The organism is Micromonospora sp. 15K316 (genome assembly GCF_004348525.1).
In the GTDB taxonomy this organism is placed as follows: Bacteria; Actinomycetota; Actinomycetes; order Mycobacteriales; family Micromonosporaceae; genus Micromonospora.
Window position 1 is genome coordinate 1 of the sequence record NZ_SMKG01000034.1, and the last position, 23,418, is coordinate 23,418.

22 protein-coding genes and 2 pseudogenes are annotated in these 23,418 nt (G+C 71.9%); 11 read left to right on the top strand and 13 right to left on the bottom strand.

Features of this window, described 5'->3' with window-relative positions; translation table 11 throughout:
• The first annotated feature begins 56 nt into the window (after positions 1-56).
• The 6 genes from E1211_RS10380 (at position 57) to E1211_RS10405 (ending at position 5,250) form a co-directional block, all read left to right on the top strand.
• Positions 57-1,073 carry a hypothetical protein gene (locus E1211_RS10380; protein WP_132347855.1) on the top strand — a complete coding sequence of 339 codons (1,017 nt, stop codon included), beginning with the start codon at positions 57-59 and terminating at the stop codon, positions 1,071-1,073.
• A 150-nt stretch (positions 1,074-1,223) separates the two neighbouring features.
• Positions 1,224-1,610: a DUF1801 domain-containing protein gene (locus tag E1211_RS10385; protein ID WP_132347857.1), complete on the top strand. Its 387-nt coding sequence runs from the start codon at positions 1,224-1,226 to the stop codon at positions 1,608-1,610.
• Positions 1,610-2,401 carry a YaaA family protein gene (locus tag E1211_RS10390; protein ID WP_132347913.1) on the top strand — a complete coding sequence of 264 codons (792 nt, stop codon included), beginning with the start codon at positions 1,610-1,612 and terminating at the stop codon, positions 2,399-2,401. The genes E1211_RS10385 and E1211_RS10390 overlap by 1 nt, the downstream gene beginning before the upstream one ends.
• Before the next feature lie 99 nt (positions 2,402-2,500).
• On the top strand, positions 2,501-3,097 hold the full coding sequence (locus E1211_RS10395; RefSeq protein ID WP_132347859.1) for a hypothetical protein: 597 nt from the start codon (positions 2,501-2,503) through the stop codon (positions 3,095-3,097).
• Positions 3,098-3,110: 13 nt separating this feature from the next.
• Entirely contained in the window at positions 3,111-3,662 is a 552-nt protein-coding gene (locus E1211_RS10400) for a copper resistance protein CopC (protein WP_132347861.1), read from the top strand.
• A gap of 199 nt (positions 3,663-3,861) precedes the next feature.
• Positions 3,862-5,250 carry an NAD(P)/FAD-dependent oxidoreductase gene (locus tag E1211_RS10405; RefSeq protein ID WP_132347915.1) on the top strand — a complete coding sequence of 463 codons (1,389 nt, stop codon included), beginning with the start codon at positions 3,862-3,864 and terminating at the stop codon, positions 5,248-5,250.
• Between the two features lie 72 nt (positions 5,251-5,322).
• Here the strand turns inward: E1211_RS10405 and E1211_RS10410 are convergent, their stop codons facing one another.
• Entirely contained in the window at positions 5,323-5,853 is a 531-nt protein-coding gene (locus tag E1211_RS10410; protein WP_132347863.1) for a hypothetical protein, read from the bottom strand.
• Positions 5,854-6,034: 181 nt separating this feature from the next.
• Here E1211_RS10410 and E1211_RS10415 point away from each other — a divergent pair, with 181 nt between their 5' ends.
• A complete protein-coding gene (locus E1211_RS10415) occupies positions 6,035-6,637 on the top strand; it encodes a class I SAM-dependent methyltransferase (RefSeq protein WP_132347865.1) in 603 nt (200 codons plus the stop codon).
• A gap of 67 nt (positions 6,638-6,704) precedes the next feature.
• Here the strand turns inward: E1211_RS10415 and E1211_RS10420 are convergent, their stop codons facing one another.
• The 4 genes and pseudogenes from E1211_RS10420 to E1211_RS10435 form a co-directional block, all read right to left on the bottom strand.
• Positions 6,705-7,568, bottom strand: coding sequence for a DUF1028 domain-containing protein (locus E1211_RS10420; protein ID WP_132347867.1), 864 nt, complete (start codon positions 7,566-7,568; stop codon positions 6,705-6,707).
• A 30-nt stretch (positions 7,569-7,598) separates the two neighbouring features.
• A pseudogene (locus E1211_RS10425) lies at positions 7,599-8,798 on the bottom strand (low temperature requirement protein A).
• 135 nt (positions 8,799-8,933) lie between these two features.
• Positions 8,934-10,325 carry a PQQ-binding-like beta-propeller repeat protein gene (locus tag E1211_RS10430; RefSeq protein ID WP_132347869.1) on the bottom strand — a complete coding sequence of 464 codons (1,392 nt, stop codon included), beginning with the start codon at positions 10,323-10,325 and terminating at the stop codon, positions 8,934-8,936.
• Positions 10,322-11,176 (bottom strand): hypothetical protein, encoded by an 855-nt coding sequence (locus E1211_RS10435; protein WP_132347871.1) that lies wholly within the window; start codon positions 11,174-11,176, stop codon positions 10,322-10,324. The genes E1211_RS10430 and E1211_RS10435 overlap by 4 nt, the downstream gene beginning before the upstream one ends.
• Positions 11,177-11,370: 194 nt before the next feature.
• On the opposite strand from E1211_RS10435, the pseudogene E1211_RS10440 reads away from it, so the two are divergent.
• Positions 11,371-12,327 (top strand): annotated as a pseudogene (locus tag E1211_RS10440) (LLM class F420-dependent oxidoreductase); the annotation flags it as partial.
• 96 nt (positions 12,328-12,423) lie between these two features.
• Positions 12,424-13,215 (top strand): SDR family oxidoreductase, encoded by a 792-nt coding sequence (locus E1211_RS10445; RefSeq protein WP_132347873.1) that lies wholly within the window; start codon positions 12,424-12,426, stop codon positions 13,213-13,215.
• Between the two features lie 156 nt (positions 13,216-13,371).
• Here E1211_RS10445 and E1211_RS10450 read toward each other — a convergent pair whose 3' ends face one another.
• Entirely contained in the window at positions 13,372-14,367 is a 996-nt protein-coding gene (locus E1211_RS10450; protein ID WP_243709483.1) for a DUF1152 domain-containing protein, read from the bottom strand.
• Positions 14,368-14,697: 330 nt separating this feature from the next.
• Here E1211_RS10450 and E1211_RS10455 point away from each other — a divergent pair, with 330 nt between their 5' ends.
• Positions 14,698-15,084, top strand: a complete 387-nt coding sequence (locus tag E1211_RS10455; RefSeq protein ID WP_132347875.1) for a nuclear transport factor 2 family protein — start codon at positions 14,698-14,700, stop codon at positions 15,082-15,084.
• Between the two features lie 80 nt (positions 15,085-15,164).
• Positions 15,165-15,383: a hypothetical protein gene (locus E1211_RS10460; protein ID WP_132347877.1), complete on the top strand. Its 219-nt coding sequence runs from the start codon at positions 15,165-15,167 to the stop codon at positions 15,381-15,383.
• Positions 15,384-15,450: 67 nt separating this feature from the next.
• Here the strand turns inward: E1211_RS10460 and E1211_RS10465 are convergent, their stop codons facing one another.
• From E1211_RS10465 to E1211_RS10495, 7 genes are all read right to left on the bottom strand, one after another.
• Complete coding sequence (locus E1211_RS10465; RefSeq protein ID WP_132347879.1) at positions 15,451-16,314, bottom strand: bifunctional helix-turn-helix transcriptional regulator/GNAT family N-acetyltransferase; 864 nt, start codon at positions 16,312-16,314, stop codon at positions 15,451-15,453.
• Positions 16,315-16,447: 133 nt separating this feature from the next.
• Positions 16,448-16,945 carry a hypothetical protein gene (locus E1211_RS33885; protein WP_132347881.1) on the bottom strand — a complete coding sequence of 166 codons (498 nt, stop codon included), beginning with the start codon at positions 16,943-16,945 and terminating at the stop codon, positions 16,448-16,450.
• A gap of 158 nt (positions 16,946-17,103) precedes the next feature.
• On the bottom strand, positions 17,104-18,066 hold the full coding sequence (locus E1211_RS10475; RefSeq protein ID WP_132347883.1) for a DMT family transporter: 963 nt from the start codon (positions 18,064-18,066) through the stop codon (positions 17,104-17,106).
• A 10-nt stretch (positions 18,067-18,076) separates the two neighbouring features.
• Positions 18,077-19,054: an N-acetylglucosamine kinase gene (locus E1211_RS10480; RefSeq protein WP_132347885.1), complete on the bottom strand. Its 978-nt coding sequence runs from the start codon at positions 19,052-19,054 to the stop codon at positions 18,077-18,079.
• Between the two features lie 5 nt (positions 19,055-19,059).
• A complete protein-coding gene (locus E1211_RS10485) occupies positions 19,060-20,307 on the bottom strand; it encodes an SIS domain-containing protein (protein WP_132347887.1) in 1,248 nt (415 codons plus the stop codon).
• Positions 20,304-21,605: a D-tagatose-bisphosphate aldolase, class II, non-catalytic subunit gene (locus tag E1211_RS10490; protein WP_132347889.1), complete on the bottom strand. Its 1,302-nt coding sequence runs from the start codon at positions 21,603-21,605 to the stop codon at positions 20,304-20,306. Before E1211_RS10490 ends, E1211_RS10485 begins: the two co-directional genes overlap by 4 nt.
• Positions 21,606-22,229: 624 nt before the next feature.
• Complete coding sequence (locus tag E1211_RS10495; protein WP_165947222.1) at positions 22,230-23,018, bottom strand: GntR family transcriptional regulator; 789 nt, start codon at positions 23,016-23,018, stop codon at positions 22,230-22,232.
• Positions 23,019-23,418 lie beyond the last annotated feature (400 nt).

The following is a 23,418-nucleotide window of genomic DNA, read 5'->3' on the forward strand; positions in this document are numbered from 1 at the left end:
CCCCGGCCCCGCACCCCGCCGAGACGGGTGCCCGCCGACGAACAGAGGAAAAGGTCATGCCCCGTCGAAGATTCCGTACCGCCGCCCTGGGCTTGGCGGCCGTGCTGGCCGTACTCGCCCTCGTCAGCACCCTCGGTCCGAATCCCGCCTCCGCCCGTGGGCCGAAGGTCGCCGTCTGCGTCTCACCGAGCGTGCGCAGCGGCATCGAGGTCAACGCCACGGTACCGAAACAGGCCGCGGACCTCCTGATCCGTCGTACCGCCTCCTACCTCGGCGTCTGCGCCTCCTATGGTCAATCGGCGAAGATGGGGAAGGGAACCATCCGGGCGTTCTCTCAATCCCGCGATGGTGTCCCGCACACCATCGGCCTGGTGATGACCAAGGACACCCTCAAGGATCTGCCGAGCCACCCGCCGACGGCCGGCCTGTGGTGCTACGACCTCGACGGTGACGGCACGATCGACCAGCACATTGAGTGCACCGGCGGGTACGAGTATCCGCTGCAGCTCAGCAAGGCGTTCCGTACCCGCGTGGACACCCCCTTCCAGTACGTGCTGATGAACTGGAACCCGGCAGGTCACCTGCCCGAGCACATATACGACCGCCCCCATTTCGACGTCCACTTCTACATGAACTCCAACGAGGAGCGGCTTGCCATCCGCCCCGGCCCGTGCGGAATGCTCGTCAACTGCGAGGACTTCGAGGTCGGCGCCCGGCCTATACCCGCTCGGTACATGCCGGCCGACTACAGCGACTTCGGTGCCGTCGAGCCCGGCATGGGCAACCACCTCATCGACCTGACCGGGCCGGAGCTGAACGGGGAACCTTTCCGGCACACGTTCATCTACGGCTCGTACGGAGGACGGCTGACGTTCTACGAGCCCATGATCACCTATGACTGGTACCGGGACCTGGCCTCCGGCTCCGTCGCCGCAGGATGCTTCCCGATCAAGCAACCGGGGGCCTGGCAGAGCGCCGGCTGGTACCCGACCACGTACTGCGTGCGCCACCGGGACAACCGGTCGGAGATCGTCACCACCCTGGAGGGCTTCGTGCACCGCAAGGCGGGCTGAAACATGGGGTCGGCCGGTGGTGGTGCGCCAGCGGGGTTGCTCCACCACCGGTCGCGTAGGCGAGGCATCGGCTCGTCATCGTGATCCGTACGCCCGCCTTCGGTATGCTCACCGCGGGTATCGATCTCGATCTCGACGCGGGAGGCGAACGTGGGCAAGGTTGACAACACTGTCAACAAGACTGACGAGGTCGACGCGTTCATGGACAAGCTCGACCACCCCTTCAAGGCGGAGGTCGAGCTGCTCCGCGAGAGCATCAAGGCGGTCAGCCCCAAGATCACTGAACAGATCAAGTGGAAGGCGCCGTCGTTCTCCTACCGAGGCGAGTACCTGGCGACGTTCAACCTGTGGTCGAAGGAACGCGTCCACCTCGTGTTTCACAATCCGCTCGTCGTGGACATCGACAGTGAGCTACTCGAGGGCAACTACACCGACGGCCGCCGCATGGCCTACTTCGCCGACATGAAAGACGCAAAGGCCAAGAAGACCGAGCTCAAGCGCATCATCAAACAGCTCGTCAAATCGATCGACACGTGATGCTCGTCCTCATTCACACCTCCAAGGTGATGCGCTCGGCGCCAGCCGGTGGTCGCGCATTGACCGAGCCGGCGCTGCGCGGCCGGGCGGAGGATCTGGCGGCCTACCTCAAGACCCTCTCGGTTGAGCAGCTGGCGACCGTCATGGAAATCTCGCCCGCGTTGGCCGCCCGGACTCATGCGCTCCTCGCCGAGTGGGGTGTCGAGCCGGGCCGACAGTCACCAGCGATGGACAGCTTCGCCGGTGACATCTACAGCGGACTGCGCGCGTGTGACTTCTCTGAAGCCGACCGGGCGTACGCGGACGAGCGCCTACGGATCCTCTCCGGGCTGTACGGAATCGTACGTCCCCACGACGCGGTCCAGCCCTACCGACTGGAAATGGGCTACCGCCTGCCCGACCCGCCCTACACGAGCCTGTACGCGTTCTGGGGCACCCGCATCGCTGAGTCCCTCCCGCCCACGGAAGTCGTCGTCAACCTCGCCGCTGCGGAATACCACAAGACCATCACGGCGATCCTGCATCGGGACCGGTTCGTCACCCCGCGGTTCCTGACCGTGCATCCGAAGACGAACGAGCCGCGGTTCGTGGTGGTGCACGCCAAGATCGCGCGAGGCGCGTTCGCGCGTTGGCTGTTGACCGCCCGCGTCGAGGATCCCGCGGCCATCACCGACTTCGCCGAGATCGGGTACCGGTATGAGCCCGGGCTGAGTAGGCCACGCCAACCGGTGTTCGTGTGCAAAGAGTTCGAGGGCAAGGGGCTCAGCGTTCGCCTGCACGAACCAGCCTGACTCCGGCACTCACATCCAGCAATCTCAAAGTGACGTTCCGCGTTTGCCGCTGCCTACCGTGGACTCGAACGGTCCGTTCGGTGTCCCAATGGAGGACTCATGGCAATCGCTGCGAAGCCGGCCCCGCCAGGCCTGCTGTCGTCACTCAACAATCGGTTCCACCGCGCCGCCCTCACCGTCTACATGGTCGTGGTACTCGCCCACTGGGCGGAACACCTCGTCCAGGCGTACCAGATCTGGGTGCTCGGCTGGCCGCGGCCACAGGCCCGGGGCGTGCTGGGCATGCCCTTTCCCTGGCTCGTAGCCTCCGAATGGATGCACTACGGCTACGCCGTCGTCATGCTGATCGGCCTGTTCCTCCTCCGCCGCGGCTTCACCGGCCGCGCCAACGCCTGGTGGAGCGTGGCACTAGCCCTTCAGTTCTGGCACCACATCGAACACGCGCTTCTACTCATCCAGGCGCACAGCACGCTCCGGTTCCCCGGCACCACGGATCCGACCAGCCTGCTGCAGCTCGTCGTCCCCCGCGTGGAACTGCACTTGTTCTACAACTCGATCGTGTTCATCCCCATGCTCATCGCCGTGTACCTGCACATGCGTCCCAACACCGCTGAACGGACCGCGATGGCCTGCAGCTGCGCGCACCGCACCGGGCGGATGAGTATCGGCCGGGCGACACTGGCCACCGGCGACTGACCGGACGCGCGCAATGTCGACCACGACCCGGATCTACGCCGGATCCGCCCTCGCCGTGGCGGCACTCGTCGCCCTGTTCGCTCTCGTCGCCCGCGTCAGCTCCGCGCCGGCGGCCGACTCTCCGGTCGAGATCGTCTCGATCGTGCCAGCCGACGGCGCGGTCCTGGCCGACCCGCCGGACGCGGTGCAGATACACGTCCCGGGCCGACCAGACGCCCGCCAGTCCCACATCGCCGTGTACGACGGTGACAACGTTCGGCTCAACACCGGGCAGCTGAGCACCGAAGGCGACGACGGCCTGCGCCAGACGATCGGCCTCGACCGGCCCGCGACACTCACCGTCGCCTACCACATCGTCACCACGGACGGACGCGACGTCTCCGGCATCGCCCGTTTCACCGTCGGCGCCGCAGGCGTGACCAACTCGCCCGCGATGCCACCGGTCAACGCGCATGCGCACGGCGTCGACCCCTTCGGCGCCGCTCTGCTGGCGGTCGACGGCCTCGCGCTCCTCGTCGTTGTCGCCCTGCTCGTCCGCCGCCGCGGCGACGCCAGCCGCTCCTGAGCGGGGCGCTCCGGGTGCCGCACGCACGAAGGTGCACCGGCCGGCACCCCCGACAACGCTGGCAGTAACCCCACGGACGGCATCCACCCGGGTCAAGAGGAGGAGAACAGGCTCCGGCCGGCAGCCGAACGTCGGGCTGCCGGATCGCCGTCGTCCGGACACACCGGTTGAGTTCCACCCATCAGGAAGGTACGTGTCGATGAGTCAACTCGGAGCCCGGGCTGTCGTGCTGGGCGGCAGCATGGGCGGCATTCTCGCCGCCCGAGTGCTGGCCGAATCGTACGCGGAGGTCGTCGTCGTCGAGCGGGACAAGGTGCTGGGTGTCAGCACGCCGCGTCGAGGCGCACCGCACACCGTCCACGCCCATGGGTTGCACGCCCGCGGACACCTCATCTTCGAGGAGCTGTTTCCCGGCATCACCGACGAGCTGCGCGCCGCCGGGGTGCCCACCGGCGACCTGGGCGAAATGCGGTGGTTCTTCAACGCCCGGAAGATCCAGCCCGCCCGCACCGGCCTGCTCTCAGTGACCGCGCCCCGTCCCGTACTGGAGAACCACGTCCGCAGCCGAGTGGCCACCATACCGAACGTCACCTTCATGCAGGAGTACGACGTGCTCGGCCTGGTCGCCACAGACGACCGCGAACAGATCGTCGGGGTGCGGGTGCAGTCAAGGACCCCGAACGCGGACGCTGAGGTGTTAGACGCCGACCTCGTCGTCGACGCGACCGGTCGAGGATCCCGCACTCCGGCGTGGCTGGACGAGCTCGGGTATCAACGGCCGGAAGAGGAACGGGTCAAGGTTGGCCTCGCCTACACCACCCGGCACTATCGAAGCCGCCCGGAGATGTTCGACGGCGTGCAGTCGATCAATCCGGTCGCCTCGCCGGCGCACCCGCGCGGCGCGTTCCTCGGCCAGGTCGGGACCGACCTCTGCATTCTCTCGCTGACCGGGCTGCTCGGCGACTACCCGCCGACGGACCCGCAGGCGTTCCTCGAATTCGCCCGCTCCCTTCCCGTGCCGGACGTGTACGAGGCGGTGCGCGACGCCGAACCGCTCGACGACCCGGTCTCCTTCCGCTTCCCCGCCAGCGTTCGCCGGCGCTACGAGCGACTCCTGCGGTTTCCCGACCGATACCTGATCATCGGCGACGCCTTCTGCAGCTTCAACCCGGTCTATGGGCAGGGGATGAGCGTGGCCGCGATCCAGGCGATGACGTTGCGTTCGCACCTGCGCACGGGCCGGCCGCCGTCCTCGTCGCCGTTTTTCGCCGACCTGTCCCACGTTATCGACACCCCGTGGGACATCTCGGCCGGGGGAGACCTCGACTTTCCCGCCGTCGAGGGGCGACGCACCCTCAAGGTACGCGTCGGCAACGCGTACATGGCACGCCTGCAATACGCCGCGACCGAGGATCCTGAGGTGACAACCGGGTTCATGCGGGTGGCAGGTCTGGTGGACCCGCCGGAGGCTCTCATGCGGCCCGCGATGATGCGCCGCGTGTTCCGCCACGCGATCCGGCGACCTGCGCCAGGACCGTCCTGGCACGACGTGCCGACCCTGGGTGCCGCCACATCGCGGACTGGCTGACCACCTCGGCCCGTCGCCTCGATGGCGCCTGTCGGCGTGCCCCGCGAGCGCCGGCCAACACCCTCGCGCGGATCACCAACGCCGTGGGAGCGGTCGCCAGCGGACGGCTGTGGACGGGTCCAGCAGTTCCCGACTGGGAGGGCCGCCGGTCGGGGAGCCGTGTCTTGTCGCCTGGATGTCGGCGCGCCGCTCCAACCCGTAGCCGGCGAGCGCGAGCGCGATCAGGGCGTCCTGGGTGAGCAGCGAGGCCGGCAGCCCGAGCAGCCGGATCGGCGGTCCCCCCTCCTCGTAGGCTGATGTCCCGGGTACGACGAGGGTCAGATTGAAGGGGCCGTAGCGCAGCAGTGGCAGCAGCGCCGCCACGGCGGTCGCCATCCGCCGGTCGTGGCGTATGCCGCGGATGATCAGCCACAGCATCACGAGGCCGGAGCAGCTGACGCCGACCACCTCCGAGGTGCCGTGCCAGCGGGCGTGCGGCCCGTACCCGGGCCCGAAGGTGTGACGGCGGTTCCAGTCGGCGAGCCAGGGCACCACCGTCATGGCTGCGGCGCTGGCGAGGAGGAGGTTCCGGCCCCACCTCGACCGCATGGTGTTCCTCCTCATGCCCGCTCCTCGAACGACCCCGTTCCGGCACCTGTTCCGATCCCGCGCCCGTCTGCCCGGTGTCGCCCGATGCAAACCACCACCACTTCGAGCGCCGACGGGGTTCAGCGGGGGCGGGTAACCTCGCTGCGGTGAGCTCTACAGCGAGGACCACCGCTGCTCGCGGTGCCGGAGTGACCCCGTGAGCTGCAGCGTGCTGGGCCGGCACCCGGACGTCGGAGACTGCGAGGCCGTCCCTCGACCGCAGCCCTCGACGCGGCCGGCGGTGGTCTCCCCACGGCAGCGGTGGGCCGTGGAGACCATGGCCGTCGCCCCCGACGATCAGGTGCTGGAGATCGGCTGCGGCCGGGGCACCGCCGTCTCCCTGGTCGCCGGACGGCTCACGTCCGGGCGGATCGTCGCCGTCGACCGCTCGGCGGCGATGGCCCGGCTCGCGGCGGAACGCAACGAGGCCCACGTCAACGCCGGACGGGCCGAGATCCGGTGTGCGGAGTTCGAGCCGGCCGACTACCCGCCCGCCCACTTCACCAAGATCTTCGCGGTGAACGTGAGCCTGTTCTGGCTGGGTGCCACCACGTCGCAGATCGACCGGATGCGCGGCCTGCTGGCCCCGGGCGGCCGGCTCTACGTGTTCGGCGAGCGTCCGACGTCCGTGCACGCCACGGCGAACGCCACCGCCACCGAACGCCTGCTGGCGAGGCACGGCTTCACCACGATCACCACGACCGCGACGCGCGGTCAGGGACGGGTGCTCACCTGCGTCACCGGCACGCCGGTCCGGTGAGGGTGCCCGCCGGCGCACGGGTGCCGGTCGGTGAGCGGGCAGCGCGCGCGGGGTGGCCGGCTCGCGGTCAGGCGCCGGTGCGGGGAGCGGGCACGTGCGGCGCGGCGCGGCGCAGGTGCTCCAGCACCACGGGGTCGATGCGCCCCGGGACCAGCCGCTCCTCCAGGTTCTCCATCCCCGCCCAGGAGGCCAACGCCTCGTCCGGGCCGGCCGGGCCGGCCGGGTGACCGAGCGCGGCGAGCAACGCGCCGACCTCGGCGGCCACCGCGCCGCTGAGATCGAGCAGGGTCGCCGGGTCGGGCCGGGTGAAGAGCAGCGTGTGCACGGCGAGCAGCCGGTCCAGCTCGGCCACCGGATCGGGATGGTCGTCGACGCGCAGGTCAACCACGACGTCACTGTTGCCGCCGTAGCCGCCGCCGGCCTGCACCACCAGCAGCCCGGCGCTCTGCCGGCCGCGCCGGTCACCGCCGGCCCCGTCGCCCGCCCGCAGCGCGGTGAGCAGCCGCTGCGGGAACCCCAGTGCCGAACCGCCCAGCCAGGCGTCCCGCATCGCGTCGATCACCTGCGGGCCGGCGAGGATGTTGCCCTGCGCGGCCCACCCGTCCCCGGCCTGACCGCCGGCCCAGTCGTGGCACTTCGCCCCGGTGAACGTGGCGCCCGGGCCGGTGGCGGCCACCACACCGAGCTGGCGGTGGTCGCGCTCGGCGTCTGCGGCGACCAGGCCGGCCACCACGTCGGCGGCGGCCACGCCGGTGCGGAGCATGGTCAACCCCTGCGGGCGGTAGGCGAGGTTGGCGCTGGCCTGGGTGGCCAGCGCGCCGGCGTTGGCCTCGGCGGCCGGGACGAGCGCGCCGGCGGCGAGGAACTTGCTGGCCACGGCGACGCCGTGCAGCTTGCCGTCATCGGAACGGGCGACGATCGAGAAGGTCACTCGCAGAGACTAACGCGCCTCGCCGGCCGATCAACGTGCGTGGATGGTCAAAAGGGCGGGGCAGCCGGCTCCGGTGGGCGGCCCCGCGCGGCGGGCGTCCGCCACCGCGACCGCCGCCAGCACCCCGGCCGCCGTGGCGCTAGCGGCCAGCGCCGGGGCGTGCACCAGCAGCGGTGCCGACGCGAGCAGCGCCAGCACGCCGATCCACCGCGACGGCGACACCCGCCCGAAGACCTCGTACTCGAATCGGGCCCGTCCGGCCAGGAAGAGCGCCGGTCCGCCGACCACCACCGCCACCCACGCCGGGGGAGGAGCCTCCGTCGGGTGGTCGACGACCAACTCGTAGCCGATCGCCACGGCGGCGAGGCCGATCACCATCACCAGGTGGGTCCGCCGCGGACCGGCCGATGCTCGCCGGATGCCGGGACTTGGTCACCGCCTCGGCGAGGATCTGCCCGGCCCGCTGGATGTAGATGCGCCACAGCACGATCGTGGTCGCCAGCGCCAGCGCGAAGGCGCCGGCGTGCGTGACCCCGTATGGTCCCTGCTGTACGCGAACCCGGCCACCAGGATCGTCTCGCCGAGCGCGACGAGGAAGAACTGCTGGTGGCGGTCGGCCAGGTGCTCCCCGGCGATGTCCCAGCGGGAGATCGTGGACCGGCCGAGCCCGGGCACCGGCCAGCCGAAGCGGGCGGCGAGGTACTCGATCAGCAGCGCGGCCGTCCAGAGCGACACCCGCCCGTTGACGGGCAGCAGCGCGCCGACGATCCAGAGCACACCGGTGGCCGCGAAGGTGAGCGTCATCCGCAGCTTGAGCCGCCGGTACTTGTGCGGGCCGAGCGCGATGAGCAGGGTCAGCGGCCGGGAGAGCTGCGCGACCACGTACGCGGCGGCGAACATCAGGCCGGTCATGGTGAAGGCCTCCGGGATGGCGACCTCCATCACCATGCTCGCCACCAGCGCCGTGATCACGATCCCCTGCAACCATGCGTGCTGCGGGTCGTACCGGCTGGTGGTCCACGCGGTGCCCTGCCAGACCGACCAGAGCGCGAGGAGCAGCAGCAGGGTCTTCCCACCGCCGGTGACCGCGCTCCACCCGTGCGCGCCCCCGCCGGGCTCGGTGAGGTCCTCGAACGCGCGGGCCGAGATCCGGGTGAGCGCGAAGACGTAGACGAGGTCGAAGAAGAGCTCCAGGAACGTCGCCCGGCCCGGGTCCCGGACCGTCGGCATCAGGCGGCTCTTGCCCCTGGTGGCCACGTCAGCGTCCGTCCTCGATCCACTCCACCTGGCAGTCGTAACACCTCCGGCGGCCCGGCCCGTCGGCAACAAGGAAACCGCCCCGCCGGCCGTGCTCGCCCGGCCCGCTCAGGTCAGGGTGTCCAGCGGCAGGGAGAGCGTGACGGCCTCGGAGAGGAGGTAGAGGCTCTGGTCGACCAGGTGCAGGCGCATGGCGACCGGTTGCGGCTCGATCGTCGGCAGCCGCGCGCCGTCCGGGGCGCGGAACCGCCAGAGCCCGCCCTCCTTGGTCTGGGCGTCGCTGCGGGGGACGAGGATCGTGTTCCGGGCGATGACCGGGGTGGCGGAGCCGAACTGCCGGGGGTGGCGGACCTGCCACCGTAGCGCTCCGGTGGCCCGGTCCAGCACGAACAACCCGGTCGAGCCGGACACGCAGACGACACCGTCGCCGACGGTGAAGGTGGTGGCGTTCATGCCGAGCAGGTCGGCGGTTTCACCCTGAGTGCGGTACGTCCAGCGTGGGCGGCCGGAGGAGAGCTCGAACGCCCTGATCTCGGTGGGCGCGTCGAAGGGCTGCTGGTGGCTGACGTAGAGGGTGTCCTGGTCGGCGTGGTGCTGGTCGAGCCGGGAGGTGACGAAGGACCAGCGCTGCTCGCCGGTGCCGAGGTCGAACGCCACGACCTCCGTACGGAACGGGTCGCCCGTTCCGGTCGGGCGCGTCCGCGACCGGTGCCGGCACGCGACGGCGAGGCCCTGCCCGGTGATGATCAGCCAGGCGAGCCGCATGGCGGAGCGCGGCCCGTCGACGGCCTCACCGGGGGCGCGTGGCCGCCACCGGGCGGCGCCGACGTCCACGTGCCACCGTTCGACGCCGGTCTCCGGATCACGGCAGGACAGGACGCCTGTCAGGTCGCGGTCCACGGCCTCGACGAGGATGCGGTCGTCGTCCGCGACCGGCCAAAAGAGGCCCATCGAGCTGCCGGGTACGTCGACCGCCCACCGGATCCTTCCGGTGGCCGCGTCGACGAGGTAGAGAGTCTCCTCCACCTCGGCGGCCACGATGCCGCCCCGGGCGAGACCGGTGGAGAGGGCGATGTTGCGCAGCACGGTCTGCCGCCACACCTCCCGCCCCTGCGGGTCCACGGCGACCAACAGACCCTTCTGGATCTTGTCGTCGTACCCGCCCGCGATCAGCAGCCCGGCGGCCTGGAGCAGCGAGCCGTTGGAGGTGACGCCGGTCGCGACGCGCCAGCCGACCGCCCCGGTTTCGCGGTTGAGGGAGGTCAGCGCGCCGGACCCGTCGAGCAGGAACAGGTTCGTGGCATCGTGCCGGGGTTCGATGCCGTCCGTGCCGACGGCGGCCTGCCACCGGCCGCTCGACGGGGATTCGACGGGGGCCGGATCGGTGAACGGGCGGCCGGGCGTCGCGCCGGGCGTGGCGGTACGCGATCGCCAGGCCCACGCCGCGACTCCCGCCCCGCCGCCGGCGACTGCGGCCAGCAGCAGCGTCCGCCGCCTCATCGCGCGGCGAGCGTGCGGTAGGCGCCGAGCAGTGCCGTGAACCCCGGATGCGTCACCGCGTCGGGGCCGGCCGCCTCGGCGAGCCGGCGCAGTCGCTGCTCCGCGTCGGCGGCGCAGGTACGGATCCTGTCCTGCTCACCCCGCTCTCGCGGCTGTGGCCAGATGTATCCGGTGTAGGGCTCTTCGTCGGTGGTGGCGAACTCGGTCGCCACCCCGTGGGCCCACAGTGCCTCCCGGCCGCCCTTGGAGACCCCGTAGACCGAGAAACGCCAGACGGTCAGAACGTTGGCGCTCAGCTCGGGGCCCATCGTCACCGAGAGGGCGTCGACATCGCGCGGTGCGACCGCGAAGTTCTGCGGATTGGTCCGGCTCCACGAGCCGGCCAGATCCGTCGGGAAGCGGAACGAGTAGTTGACGCTGGCACGGACGATGCCACCGCTGGGCCGGCCACAGACCGGAGCCTGCAGGGCCTCGTGCACGACCAGCTTCACGCCGGTGAGCACCGCGGTCTCCTCCGTCGGGTTGCGCAACGTGACCAGCAGGTGCAGGGCCGGTCGGCTCGCGGCGTCGGCGGCCGCCGACACCTCCGGGTACGGCGAGACACTCGGTCGACCGTCGGGAGGAACCTCTTCCAACACCGTGACGGCGGTGGATTCCCCGGCGAACTCCGCCTCGACCAGTTCGAGGCGCTCGTCCGGAGGCGGTGCCGCCTCCGGGGAGTCCGCGGTGGTCAGCTGCAGCACGCTGAAGACGATGGTGGCGACGAGGCCGACGACGGCGGTCACACCGGCGACGGCCTCCCAGGAGACCTTCCGGCGTTCGGCCGGGCGACGCGGTCGAGGGGGCGGCACGAGAGCACCTCGGCTTCCGGCAGCGGCTGTACGGACACCCTACGGAAGGTGAACCTGCCGCCGGCCGCTCTGTCGCGAGCACGACATGCGCCGATGGATCGCCGCGGCCGGCCGGTGCTTGATCCCGCCGAACGCGGATCTTGCTCCGCTACCCGGTTACCGGGCAGTATCGACCGATGACGACGCGATGGGGCATGACGGTGCCGTTGACCGCAGTTCCGCTCGCCGACCACGCCGCGGTCTACGCCGCCCTCGACCGGGCCGGCTTCACCGACGTCTGGTCCTCCGAGGTGGCGGGGACCGACGCGTTCACCCCGCTGACGCTCGCCGCCGTCTGGCAGCCGAGCCTGCGGCTGGGTACGGCCGTGGTGCCGGCCTCCACCCGAGGGCCCGGGCTGCTCGCGATGAGCGCCGCCGCACTCGCCGAGATCGCGCCCGGCCGTTTCACCCTCGGCATCGGCTCCTCGTCACCGGTTGTCGTCGAGGACTGGAACGCGGTGCCGTTCACCGAGCCCTACCGGCGTACCCGGGACGTGCTGCGCTTCCTGCGCGCCGCGCTCGCCGGCGAGACGGTGGACGGCGCCTTCGACACCTTCACCGTGCGCCGGTTCACCCTGGAGCGTCCACCCGCCGAACCACCGCGGCTGGTGCTCGCCGCGCTGCGCCCCGGCATGCTCCGGCTGGCCGGGGCGGAGGCCGACGGGGTCATCCTCAACTGGCTGGCCGCCGCCGACGTGCCCCGCGCGCTGGCCGAGTTGGGCGCACCGGGGCCCGGGTTCGAGGTCACCGCCCGGATCTTCGTCTGCCCGACGGAGGACGCCGAGCACGCCCGGAAGCTGGGCCGCCGGCTGATCACCAGCTACCTCACCGTCCCCGCGTACGCCGCGTTCCACCGCTGGCTGGGCCGGGAGGACGTACTCGGGCCGATGTGGAAGGCGTGGGCGGAGGGCGACCGGCGCGCGGCCCTCGCCGCCGTGCCGGACGACCTGGTCGATTCGCTCGTGCTGCACGGCTCGCCCGAGCAGCTCCGGCCGCAGGTGCGGCGGTACGTCGACGCCGGCGTCGAGGTCCCCGTACTCGCGGTGCTGCCGACCCCCGAGCTGGCCTCCGGCGGACCGGCGGTGCTGGCCGACCTCATCGCCCGGCTCGGGCCGGCGGCGGTCGTGCCCTCGGCCTCCGCACCGGCGGCGGTGCCGGCCTCGATGTCCGGCTCGGGCTCGCCGGCCGGCGTGGGAGAGGAGAGTTAGGTGAATCTGACCGACCGGGTCGTGCTGATCACGGGTGGGGCGGGCGGCATCGGCGCGGCGCTGGCCCGCCGGTTCGCCGCCGAGGGGGCCGCCGCCGTCGTGGTGGCCGATGTGGACGCCGGGGCGGCCCGCGCGGTCGCCGACGGCATCGGCCCGCTCGCGTACCCGGCGGCGGTCGACGTCACCGACGAGGAGCAGGTCCGGGCGCTGGTCGCCGACGCCGAGCAGCGGTACGGCCGCATCGACCTCTTCTGCGCGAACGCGGGCGTGACCACCGGTGGCGGGGTCGAGGTCGACGACGCGGGGTGGGACCGGGCCTGGCGGGTGAACGTGCTCGCGCACGTCTACTCGGCCCGGGCGGTGCTGCCGGGGATGCTCGCCCGTGGCGGCGGTCACCTGCTGCACACCTGCTCGGCGGCGGGGGTGCTGACCGCGGTGGGCGACGCGCCGTACACGGCGACGAAGCACGCGGCGCTCGGCTTCGCCGAGTGGCTCTCGATCACCTACCGGGACCGGGGGATCCGGGTCAGCGCGCTCTGCCCGCAGGGGGTGGACACGCCGATGCTCGCCGACGGGTTGGCCGCCGGTCACCTCGGCGCGCGGGTCGTCGCCGCCTCCGGCGCGGTGCTCACCCCCGACCAGGTCGCCGACGCCGCCGTGGCCGGGCTGGCCGAGGAGCGTTTCCTGATCCTCCCGCATCCGGAGGTCGCCGGGTACGCCCGTCGCCGCGCCGAGGACCCGGACGGCTGGCAGGCCGGGCTGCGCAAGCTCGTCCGCCGCCTCACCACCTGAGCCGTACGCGGTGGTCGCGGCCCGGACGGCGGAGACCGACGGTCACCCGCACACCCTCGACCGATACCCCCGGGCTCGTGGCACCGGAGCCGCAGCCCTTGACCTGCTCCTTCGGCGGCGGCGGCCACCGTTGGTGGGTCTTCGCCGCGGGTGCGTTCAGTGGGGATACGCGCGGGGGATGCGGGCGTGGCGCAGTTCGTCGCGGAACGCTTGGATGCGGGTGATGACCTGTCGCCTGCCGATGGTGTTCTCGATCCGGTCGAGGTAGAGGCACCGCGCGGCGAGTTTGTCGAGGTCGACTGTGAAGTAGATGGCCATCAGCGGGTTGACGAACAGGTCACCGCCGGTGGTGCGCCTGGTGAACCGGACGTCTCCGAAGGCGCCGCTGGTGGCGGCGGCGATCTGCCCTTGGACGATGCTCGGCCGGTCCGGGGTGGCGGCCTGCGCGTCGGCGACCGCATCGCGGTACATTGCCGCCTCCCGGCTGGATCCGGGGATGGAGAGGGCGCCGAGGTAGCCGCCGTCGCGGTCGAGCGCGGCGAGGTTCTCCAGCACCTCGACGTGGTTGACGCCGTCGTAGGCGTCGATGCCGAAGCCGAGACTGGTCACCAGCTTGATCGGCACGTCCAGCGCGGCCGCGGCGGCCAGGCTGGTGATGTCCTCCACCGGGGTGCCGAGGTCGCTCTCGTCGCCGCGCAGCAGGATGTCGGTGCCGCCGTCGACCAGCACCACCGCGTCGATGTCGTGTTCTTCGATCAGGTGCCGGTACGCCTCCCGGAGCGTCTGGACGCCGAGCGGCGGGACGGCGTACACGGTCGGGGGTAGCTCCTGAGCCGCCAGCCACCGGGCGAGCGTCCCTTCGGGGAAGTACCAGTCCGGGCTGGTGGTCTCCGGCCGCACCGCCGCGACGTGTTCCGCCACCCAGTGCTTTCGGTCGATCATCTCGAGCTGGGAGAAGGAGAGGCTGGCCAGGTGTACCTGTGCGCCGCCGCGCCACAGGGCGAACGCCAGGGGCAGGCCGGCGTACACGTCGAAACCCCCGCCCGCTCCGGCGATGAGGATGTTCCGGGCCGGGGCCAGCGCGGCGAAGAGCGGCGGAACGGCCAACGAGAACGCGCCGGGCGCGGCCGGCAGGACGGCGGGGTTCGTCACCGCTCAATGATCAGCTACGTCCGCGTGCCGAGATCTCGTGGCCCACCGCTGTCGGGGGCGGTCACCGGAGGCGGCGCCGCGACGCGAACGCCGGGTCGTCCGGCCGGGGCGGGGCCGCGGTCAGCGTGCCGCAGGTGGGGTGGGCGGCGGCAGGAACCGTCCGCGCGCCGCGGCCACGACCGACCGTACGGCGATGCCGCCGATCAGCACCGTGATGGCCGCCAGCAACAGGTACACGTAGACACGAGGTGCCGGTTTCCCGCCGACCGGTCATGGGCGGATGGCCGATTCCGGCCGGCTGTCGCCGGCCGGATGGCACCGTGGGTGTCCATGGACAGGAAACACGTTGCCGGCTGGATCGCCGCCTACGAGCGGGTGTGGCGCACGCCGGGCACGAATACGCTGGTCACGCTCTTCACCGAGGACGCGAGCTACCAGCAGGGACCGTACTGGACGCCCGTGGTCGGGCTGCCGGCCATCGGTCGGATGTGGGAGAAGCAGCGCAAGGGCCCCGACGAGGTGTTCCGGATGACCAGCGAGATCGTCGCGGTCGACGGCGACACCGCGGTGGCGCGCCTGGAGGTTCACTACGGCGACCCGGTCGACCAGGAGTACCGCGACCTGTGGATCATGCGGTTCGCCGGGGACGGCCGGTGCCGCTCGTTCGAGGAGTGGCCGTTCTGGCCGGGGCAGCAGCCGGCGAACCCGCCGGACTGACGCCGACCCGGGAAACTGTCGGGTCGGTGGCGCGCTGACAGTTGCGGGAGCGGCGGGCGAAGGACGTCACAAGTCCGGCGGTGACCGGTGGCAGGCCGGCGGCGACGGGCCACGTCGAGCACGGGGTGGGCGGCACCGAGGACGAGCCGGTCAACCTGTGGCGGATCGTCGTGCTGACCGAGTCGGCCGACCCGCGCTACGCGGCCGAGTTCGCCGAGGCCACCGCGGCCGGCGGGCTGCCCGGCTTCCTCGAGATCTACCTGGCCCGCGACCTCGGCGTCACGCTGCGCCGGCGCTGACGCGCCACCCTCCGCACCGGCGCTGACGCGCCACCTCGGGCGTTGGCGCGGCCTGCCGCGCCGGCGATCAGAGGTGCTTCTCGAAGCAGAGCTGGTTGTACGGCGAGCTGCTGTAGGCGTCGATCTCGCGGTATCCGCTGCTGCGGTAGAGCGCGATGGCCTCGTGGAGGGAGCCGTGGGTGCCCAACCGGACCGTGCGCATGCCATGGGCGGCGGCGTCGGTCTCCAGGTGTTCCAGGAGGCGCCGGCCGAGGCCGAGGCCACGGGCCGCGGTGTCGGTCCACAGGTGACGGATCTCCGCGACGCCGGGGGTGAGGCGGACCCACGCGCCGCATCCGGCGGGCCGGTCGCGCTCGCAGGCGAGCAGGAGGGTTCCGTCCAGCTCCTCCGGTCGGGTCAGCGTCGCCTCGTCGTAGCCTTCCGGGAAGCGTCCGGCCAGCTCGGTCGCGTACCGGAGCAGGCAGTGCCGGGCTCGTGGGTCATCGGCGGTGACCGGGGTGACCGTGACCGTCGCCAGGCGGAGCAGCCGCCGGACCTGTTGCTGGGCGGCCAGCAGCTCGTCCTGCTGGGCGGGACTGAGCTCGCCCAGCAGGGCGGCGACCCCGGCCCGGGACCGACTGTCGAGGACGCCGCGTTCCCGCCGGCCGGCGTCGGTGAGCTCGGCGATCCTGGCCCGTCCGTCGGCGGGGTGCGGGACGACGCGGACCAGGCCCTGCTCCTCCAAGGTCCGGAGCAGCCGGCTCAGGTACCCGGAGTCCAGACCGAGGCGGTCGCGCAGCTCACGAACGGCGCTGCGGTCACCGATCTCCCAGAGCAGCCGGGACGGCCCGAGCGGGCGGTCGAGGTCGAGGTACTGATCGGTGAGCAGGCCGAGACGCTCGGTGTAGAAGCGGTTGAAGTCGCGTACCCGTTCGACGCGGTCAGTCTCCACCCCGCCGAGATTAGCTGACCTGGGTCAGACATGCTGCCGGCGAATCGATCCCGGTGCAGCGGAGGCGCCGGCTGAGGGGACGTGTGTGCGGCGACGCCTCCGCGTCCGGGTCGGAACGCGCCCCGCGCCCGCGTCAGGCGGGACGGGTCGGGTCGTCGCCCGACGGTGCCGGGGCGGGCGGTGCCGGAGACCGGCTGGTGCCGGTGGGCCCGGTCGCGGTTTCGCACGCCCGGTTCAGGATCGCCTCCGCCTCCCGACGGGCGGCGGTCACGATCCTCTCGGCTTCGCGCCGGGCCTCGGCCCGGTGGTCGTCGCCCTGCTTCTGGGCGAGTTCGAGGATCTGCTCGACCCGGGTGGCGAGACCGCTGAGGGTGGGGCGCTCGCGGTCGCGCCGGCGTCGTTCCGCGTCGTCCGCCGTTGCCGCGGGCGTCCCGTCGCCGGCCTCCTCACCGCGGCCGACCAGGCCGTCCCTCACCAGGTCGGACTCCGACGTGCCGACCAGGGAGAGCGTGACGCCGAGCGCGGCGACCGCGATGCCGGACCAGACGGCGGCCGGTCCGAGGGATGGGCCGACCGCGGCGCCGACGCCGAGTCCGAAGAGGAGCGCGGCGGTCTTGGCCGGCTTACGCATGGATTCTCCTCGGGTCGGTGCGGGAAGGCTTCGCGTTCCAGGATGGCGAGCGAGTCAACCCCGCCGCTCGATCACCGTCCCGCTGCCCGCCACCGACGCGGCGGTCGCCGGTCCGGGACCCGGGTCCGGACCGGCGACCGCCGGGGTCCGATCGATGGTTACGGCACGGTGACGTCCGGTGCGTTGCCCCGGTCGAGCGTGAGCGGGCCGGCCGTGTTCGCCGCCGCCTCGCCGCGCTTCTCGTCGGCGTAGACCATCAGGGTCGACCCGACGATGGCGAGCACGATGCCGATCGTGGCGTAGACCGACGGCACCTTCTGGTAGACGACCAGCGAGAGGATCACGGTCAGCACGGGCGCGAGGGCGTTGGTCGTGGGGGCCACGATCGAGGCCTTGCCCCGGCTGAACGCCATCACCAGGAAGAGCGCGCCGACGGCGTTGAGCAGCTGGGTGACCGCGGCGAGGGTCGGCGCCTGCCAGGGCGCGTCCAGCGCCAGGCCGCCGGCCATCCAGATGGCGACCGGCACCAGCAGCAGGCCGCTGATCGTCATCCAGGTGAAGGTGGTGGCGTCGTTGACGCCGACGGTGGCCGCCTTGCGCATGAAGTAGGCCTGCACACCCCAGGCGACGCAGATCAGGATGGCGAGGACCAGCCACAGGCCACCGGTGGCGGAGCCGTCGCCGTCGCTGACGCTGAAGAGCACGACCGCGATCAGCGCGGCGATCACGCCGACCGCGGCGAGCCGCGGGATGCGTTCCCGCAGCAGCGCCGTGGCCATCAGTACGGTGATCGCCGGAGAGAGCGCGATCAGCGGGAAGATCAGGTAGGCCGGGCCGATGGTGAGCGCCTTGAAAAGCAGCAACTGGCCGCCGGCGCCGGTCAGGCCGACCAGCAGGCCGTAGACGGCGGCGATCGGGCGGCGGTCCAGCCGGTTGCCGCGCAGCGCGGCGACCGCGGGGATGATCATCGTGAGGGCCCAGACGACGTAGACCATGCCGTCCGGATAGCCGTAGTCGCTGGTCGGGACGGCGGAGAAGGCTCCCCAGACGCCCCAGAAGAGCACGAGTAGCCCGGCGTACGGGATCCAGCTGCTGCTGATGCGGGAGAGTGTCGTTGGCATCTGCGTCTCCTCAGGCGGGAGTGGCGGTGGGGGTGGTCCGGAGATGCTCGAGCGCGTCGGTGTTCAGCGGGCTACCGGCCTGTTTCGCGGCGTAGAGGGCCGCGCCGACGACCGGTGAGTAGACGGGCTGACGAAGGTCGTACCCGCCGTGCAGCGTGTGCAGGTGCTGTCGGAACGCCTCGCGTACCTGTGGTGCGTTGAAGGTGCCGCCGGAGTAGGAGACCAGCACCTGCTCGTCGGCGGGGTAGCCGAGCCGGGTCCGGGTGGTCTCGACCAGGAGGGCGAGTTCCCGGCCGGCCTCGGCGAGGATCGCGGTGGCCGCCTCGTCGCCCTGGTCGGCGGCGCGGGTGACCAGGGGGCTCAGCGCCGCGATCTCGCCGCGGTCGCCGTGCCACCGGTTCAGCACGATGTCGATCAGATCCAGGTCCGCGGCGAGTCCCAGGTGGTCGCGGAGCACGTCCAGCAGCGGGCCGGTGGGCTGCCGGCCGTCGCTCATCCGCGAGAACGCCTGCAGGCCGCGGATCGCGATCCAGTACGCCGACCCCTCGTCGCCGAAGAGCTCGCTCCACCCGCCGACGCGCAGGCCGTGACCGGCGCGTTCGCCGTAGGTCATCGAACCGGTGCCGCTGATCACGTTGATGCCGTCCGCGGCGCCGAGCGAGCCCGACCAGCCACAGAGCATGTCGTTGTCGACCCGGTACCGGTCGTGGCCGAGGACCTCCCGCGGTGCCGCGTCGAGGGCGGCGATGTCACCGCTGACCTCGCCGTAGGTCGGTATCCCGAAGAAGGCGAAGTCGATGTCGGCCGGGGTGATGGCGGCCCTCGCGCAGACGGCGGCGAGGCCCTCCTTGAGGACCCGGGTCACCAGGTCGATGCCTTCGCTGAAGTAGTAGCTGCTCGCGGTCGTGGCCTGGGCCACGACCGCGCCGTCCGTTCGCAGTAGGCAGAAGGCGGTCTTGGTGCCGCCGCCGTCGACGCCGAGGAACATTCGTCTCACCTCCGTCTGGCGCCACTGCTGACGTCAGTTCTGTCGCCCGTCCGGGCCGGGATGGGCCTGAGTGGGACCCCTCGCCGGTCCTGCCACGGGTTGGCGGGCAGGGAGTGCATGATCGCGCCCTGGACGACCCGGTTGACCTCTCCGCCGGGGAAGGGGTTGTCGGGGGTGAGCCCGAGCGCCAGGGAGAAGTGCAGGCCGATCAGCTGCGCGCAGATCACGGCGGGCAGCACCAGCGCGGCGTCGTCCACGTCCCCGACGTCGGGCAGGGGCCAGGCGGTGTCCCGCAGCGACTGCCCGGGACGGCCGCTGACGGTGACGAGGTCCTGTTCCGGGACGACCCGCCGCAGCTCGGCCACCATGTCGCGGTCGTACCGGCTGGTGTACGGGTCGTTGGACTCGTAGCTGACGACCAGGGTCTCGTCGTCGAGCACGGATTTCGGTCCGTGCCGGAAGGCCAGCGCGGTCTCGGACAGGGCCACCACCCGGCCGGCGGTCAACTCCATGACCTTCAGGGCGGACTCCCGGGCCAGGCCGTGCAGGGTGCCGCTGCCGAGATAGACGATCCGGGAGTAGCCGCGGGCGGCGAGGTCGGCCGCCGCGGCCGGCCGGGTGGCCAGGATCTGCTCGGCCGCGGTGGCGAGCCGCTCCACCAGGGCGTCGTCGGGGCCGCCGAGGGCCAGCAGGCCGGCCAGCACCATGCCCGTGAAGCTGGACGTCATCGCGAAGCCCCGGTCGTTGGCCGCTTCGGGTAGCAGCAGCACCTGCCCGGTGGGCGTGGCGGCGTGCCGGGCGGCGAGCCGGCCGTGCTCGTTGCAGGTCACCACCAGATGCCAGCAGTCGGTCAGCACCTGGCTGGCCAGCTCGGTGGCGGTGACGCTCTCCGGGCTGTCACCAGAGCGGGCGAACGACACCAGCAGCGTCGGGACGTCCTCGGCGAAGCAGGCCAGCGGGTCGGCCACGATGTCGGTGGTGGCGACGGCCTCCACCCGGCGGCCCAGCGACCGGCGCAGCGACGGCGCCAGCACCTCACCGACGTACGCGGAGGTGCCCGCGCCGGTGAGGACGATGCGCAGGTCGGGCCGTTCGAGCAGCGGCTTCAGGAAGGCGGTGGTCGTCGCTTCCGACTCCGCGGTCATCCGTCCGATCTCGCGCCACACGGCCGGCTGCTGGGCGATCTCGCGGCTGGTGTCGAGGGCGCCGTGCCGGCGCAGGTGGTCGACGTCGTGGCCGAGGAGCGCGCTCATGCGGCCCGCCGCCGCTCGGAGGGGGTGGCCGCGCGTCGGTAGCCACGCAGGACGTCGCGGACGCGGTCCAGGACGAGCTCGACCGGATGGTTGTCGAGGACGCCGTCGCGGACCCGTTGGTACTGGTCGGGCAGGTACTGGCTGAGCAGCGGCAGCGGGATCGTCCTCTCGGTCAGGTTGTCCAGCAGCCGCCGCTCGGCGGCCTGGATCTCCGGGTCCGGCCAGTAGTAGCGCATCCGGTCGCTGTAGCTGTAGCGCCGGGCCAGGCGCTGTTCGGCGGCGGCGCCGGTGTAGTACTTCGCCCAGTGCCCGGGCTCGGCGAGCATCCGCTGCTCGACCACCTCCGGCAGGCGCGAGCGGTCGGGCTCGGGGACGAGTTCGGTCTCGATCGCGGCCAGCGCGAAGAGGGCCTCCCGCAGCGCGAAGGTCAGGCCGGGCCCGACCTTGAGCACCGCCCAGTGATCCTCGACCAGGGCGACGAGGCGCGGGATGGTCTGGTAGTCCGTGGAGTGGGCCTCGAAGACCATCGTCGGCTCGTCGTCCAGGACCTGCTGGAGTTCCTTGCTGCGCTCCCGGTCGTAGTCCACGACGCGGAGGTGGTCGAACTCGACGCCCGGCTGGACGACGAGGGCCATCACCTGCGGCCACACGTGGTCGAGGCCCTGTTCGGCGAAGGCCGCCCGGTGCCGGGCGAGGGTACTGCGGGCCGAGTCGGCGGTGGTGGGCCGGAGTTCCTCGATCGTCTCCTCGGCGCCGCCGGGGACCGGGACCTCGGTGCCGATGACGTACCGCAGCTCCCCGGCCCGCCCCGTCGCGGCGGCGGTCCGCTCGGCGACGGCGAGCATGCGGGCGGCGCGGGCGGCCATCACCTCGTCGGTCAACGGGGTCTGGTCGTCCGCGCAGGGGTAGCTGCAGTCAAGGTGAATCTTGGTGAAGCCGGCCTCGACGTAGGCCGCCACGAGTACGTCCGCGCGTGCCATGGCCTGCTCCGCCGGCAACGATCGCCACCGGTTCGGGCCCAGGTGGTCGCCGCCGAGTACGACCCGCTCGCGGGGGAGTCCGGCCCGGTCGGCGGCCTCGTGCACCAGGTCGCGGAAGTCCGCCGGTCGCATGCCGGTGTAGCCGCCGTCCTGGTCGACCTGGTTCGAGGTCGCCTCGATCAACACCAGGTCGCCGTCCTCCCTGGCCTGGACCATCGCGGCCTGCAGGACCAGTGGATGGGCGGAGCAGATCGACGTGATGCCGACCGGTCTCCCCCGTTTGTGCAGGGCGATGACGGTGTCGAGCGGGTTGTTCACGGGGTGGTTCCTCCTCCTCGCCGGTGCGAAGCTGGTAATGGACCCTACTGGTATTGCCCTTGGCCAGGCTACTGTCTAGTTGGCATTAAATTTGGTATGCCATTGAGGTGGTCGCCGCCGGGTGAGTACCGGATGGGGGACCCGACGGCGAGCGGCCGGCCGCCCACCCGGCGGCCCGGACACGTCGTACGACGCCTTCGCCGACGGCGCGGTGGGCCCGGTCTCACCGGGCACGCCGGGGTCCTGGCCCACCGGGACGGCGCTGCGCGATCGTGAAGTCCGGGATCGCCGGCGCCGCGCCGGCCGCTGAACGGTTGCGGGGCTCCTCCGCGGTCGTCCTGCACTCGAGACGCCGAGGGGCTGTGCTACCCCGACGGCCCGGCCGTGCGGCCGAAGGTGGTGAGTGCACCGTGGAGGTACGGCCGCCGGCCGTCAGGGTGCGGCGGCTGCCGGAGTAATGGTCACGACGTTCGGCGCGTGGGCGTGCTCGACGAGGTCGCCCGGACGGTTTCCGGGCTTGGACCGCTGACCACCTTCCGGTCGGCGGCGAGGCGGTCTCGGCGAGCAGGCGGTGGGCCGGCGACTCCTCGGCACCGCTCACGGCGGCGCCGAGGAGGAAGTGGATCAGGCGGGATTGGTGATGGAGGCCCGGAAGCGGTAGCGGTCGCCGCGGTAGACCTGGACGGTCAGCTCGATCGGCCGTCCCGCCTGGTTGAAGGTCAGCGTGGTCGCGACGAGCATCGGCATGGTGTCGCCGATCTCGAACAGCTCCATCTCGCGGGGCGTCGGGTGCCGGGCCTCGCACGAGTAGTCGGCGACGCGCGGCGTCTGCGGCGGGTCCGCCGCGCGCAGGGTGGCGTAGAGCGACGCGGTGTTGAAGTCGGTCTCGGCCAGGGCCGGGCAGGCCGCCAGCGGCAGCCGGTTGTGCTCGAGTACGACCAGCAGGCCGTCGAGGAAGCGCAGCCGGTGGAGTTCGAAGAGGTCGGCGCCGGGGGCGATACGGAGAGCCTCGGCCTCGGAGACGGTTGCCGGGCGAACCGTGGCGGAGAGGACGCGGCTGCTCGGCGTGAGGCCGTTGACCCGGGCGAAGTCGGCGAGGCCCTGCACCTGGGGGGTCGCCGCGGTGGACTCCACCGCCGGCTCGGGGAGCTGGTCGAGTTCGGCGACGAACCAGCCGCGCGTGGACGACGGGCGCACGATGCCGCGCGACTCCAGGTCGGCGAGGGCGGCGCGCAGTGTCACGCGGGAGACGGCGTATCGGGTCGCCAGCGCCCGCTCGGAGGGCAGCCGGTCACCTGTGCGAGCGGCGCTGGCACGCAGGTCGTCGAGCAGCTGCTTGGCGGTTCGCTCGTAGAGAGGGAGCGCGTCGTCGGCGAACAGGCCACGGGGCATCCGCGTCCTCGCAACAGTCATACCAGCCAACCATACCAGTTCGATCGCTCTCTTGAGCCGGACGCCCGCGCGCGGCCCACTGCCCGGGCCCGGGGTCGCGGTGAACGTACCAAAAACTACCGGGAACCGGCCATTGACAAGCCAAGAATATACCACCTACGGTCGTCGGGCAGACCATCCTCGGTGAAATGGGGAACGCTCGATGCGTCAGCTTCTGCTCGGCCTCGTCGTCGCCGGCGTTCCGGGCCGGCAATTGGTATCTCTCCGGTCTGCTCTGTGAATCCAGTGGTGAACGAGGCGGCGGCGTCGCAGTACCGGGCCGCGGTCGCCCCGCTGTCGGTGGATGCGGTGTCGAACCAGGTCGACAAGCGCGCGGTTACCCGGGCAGGGCGGCCGCCGGACGCCGCGACCCTGCCTCCAC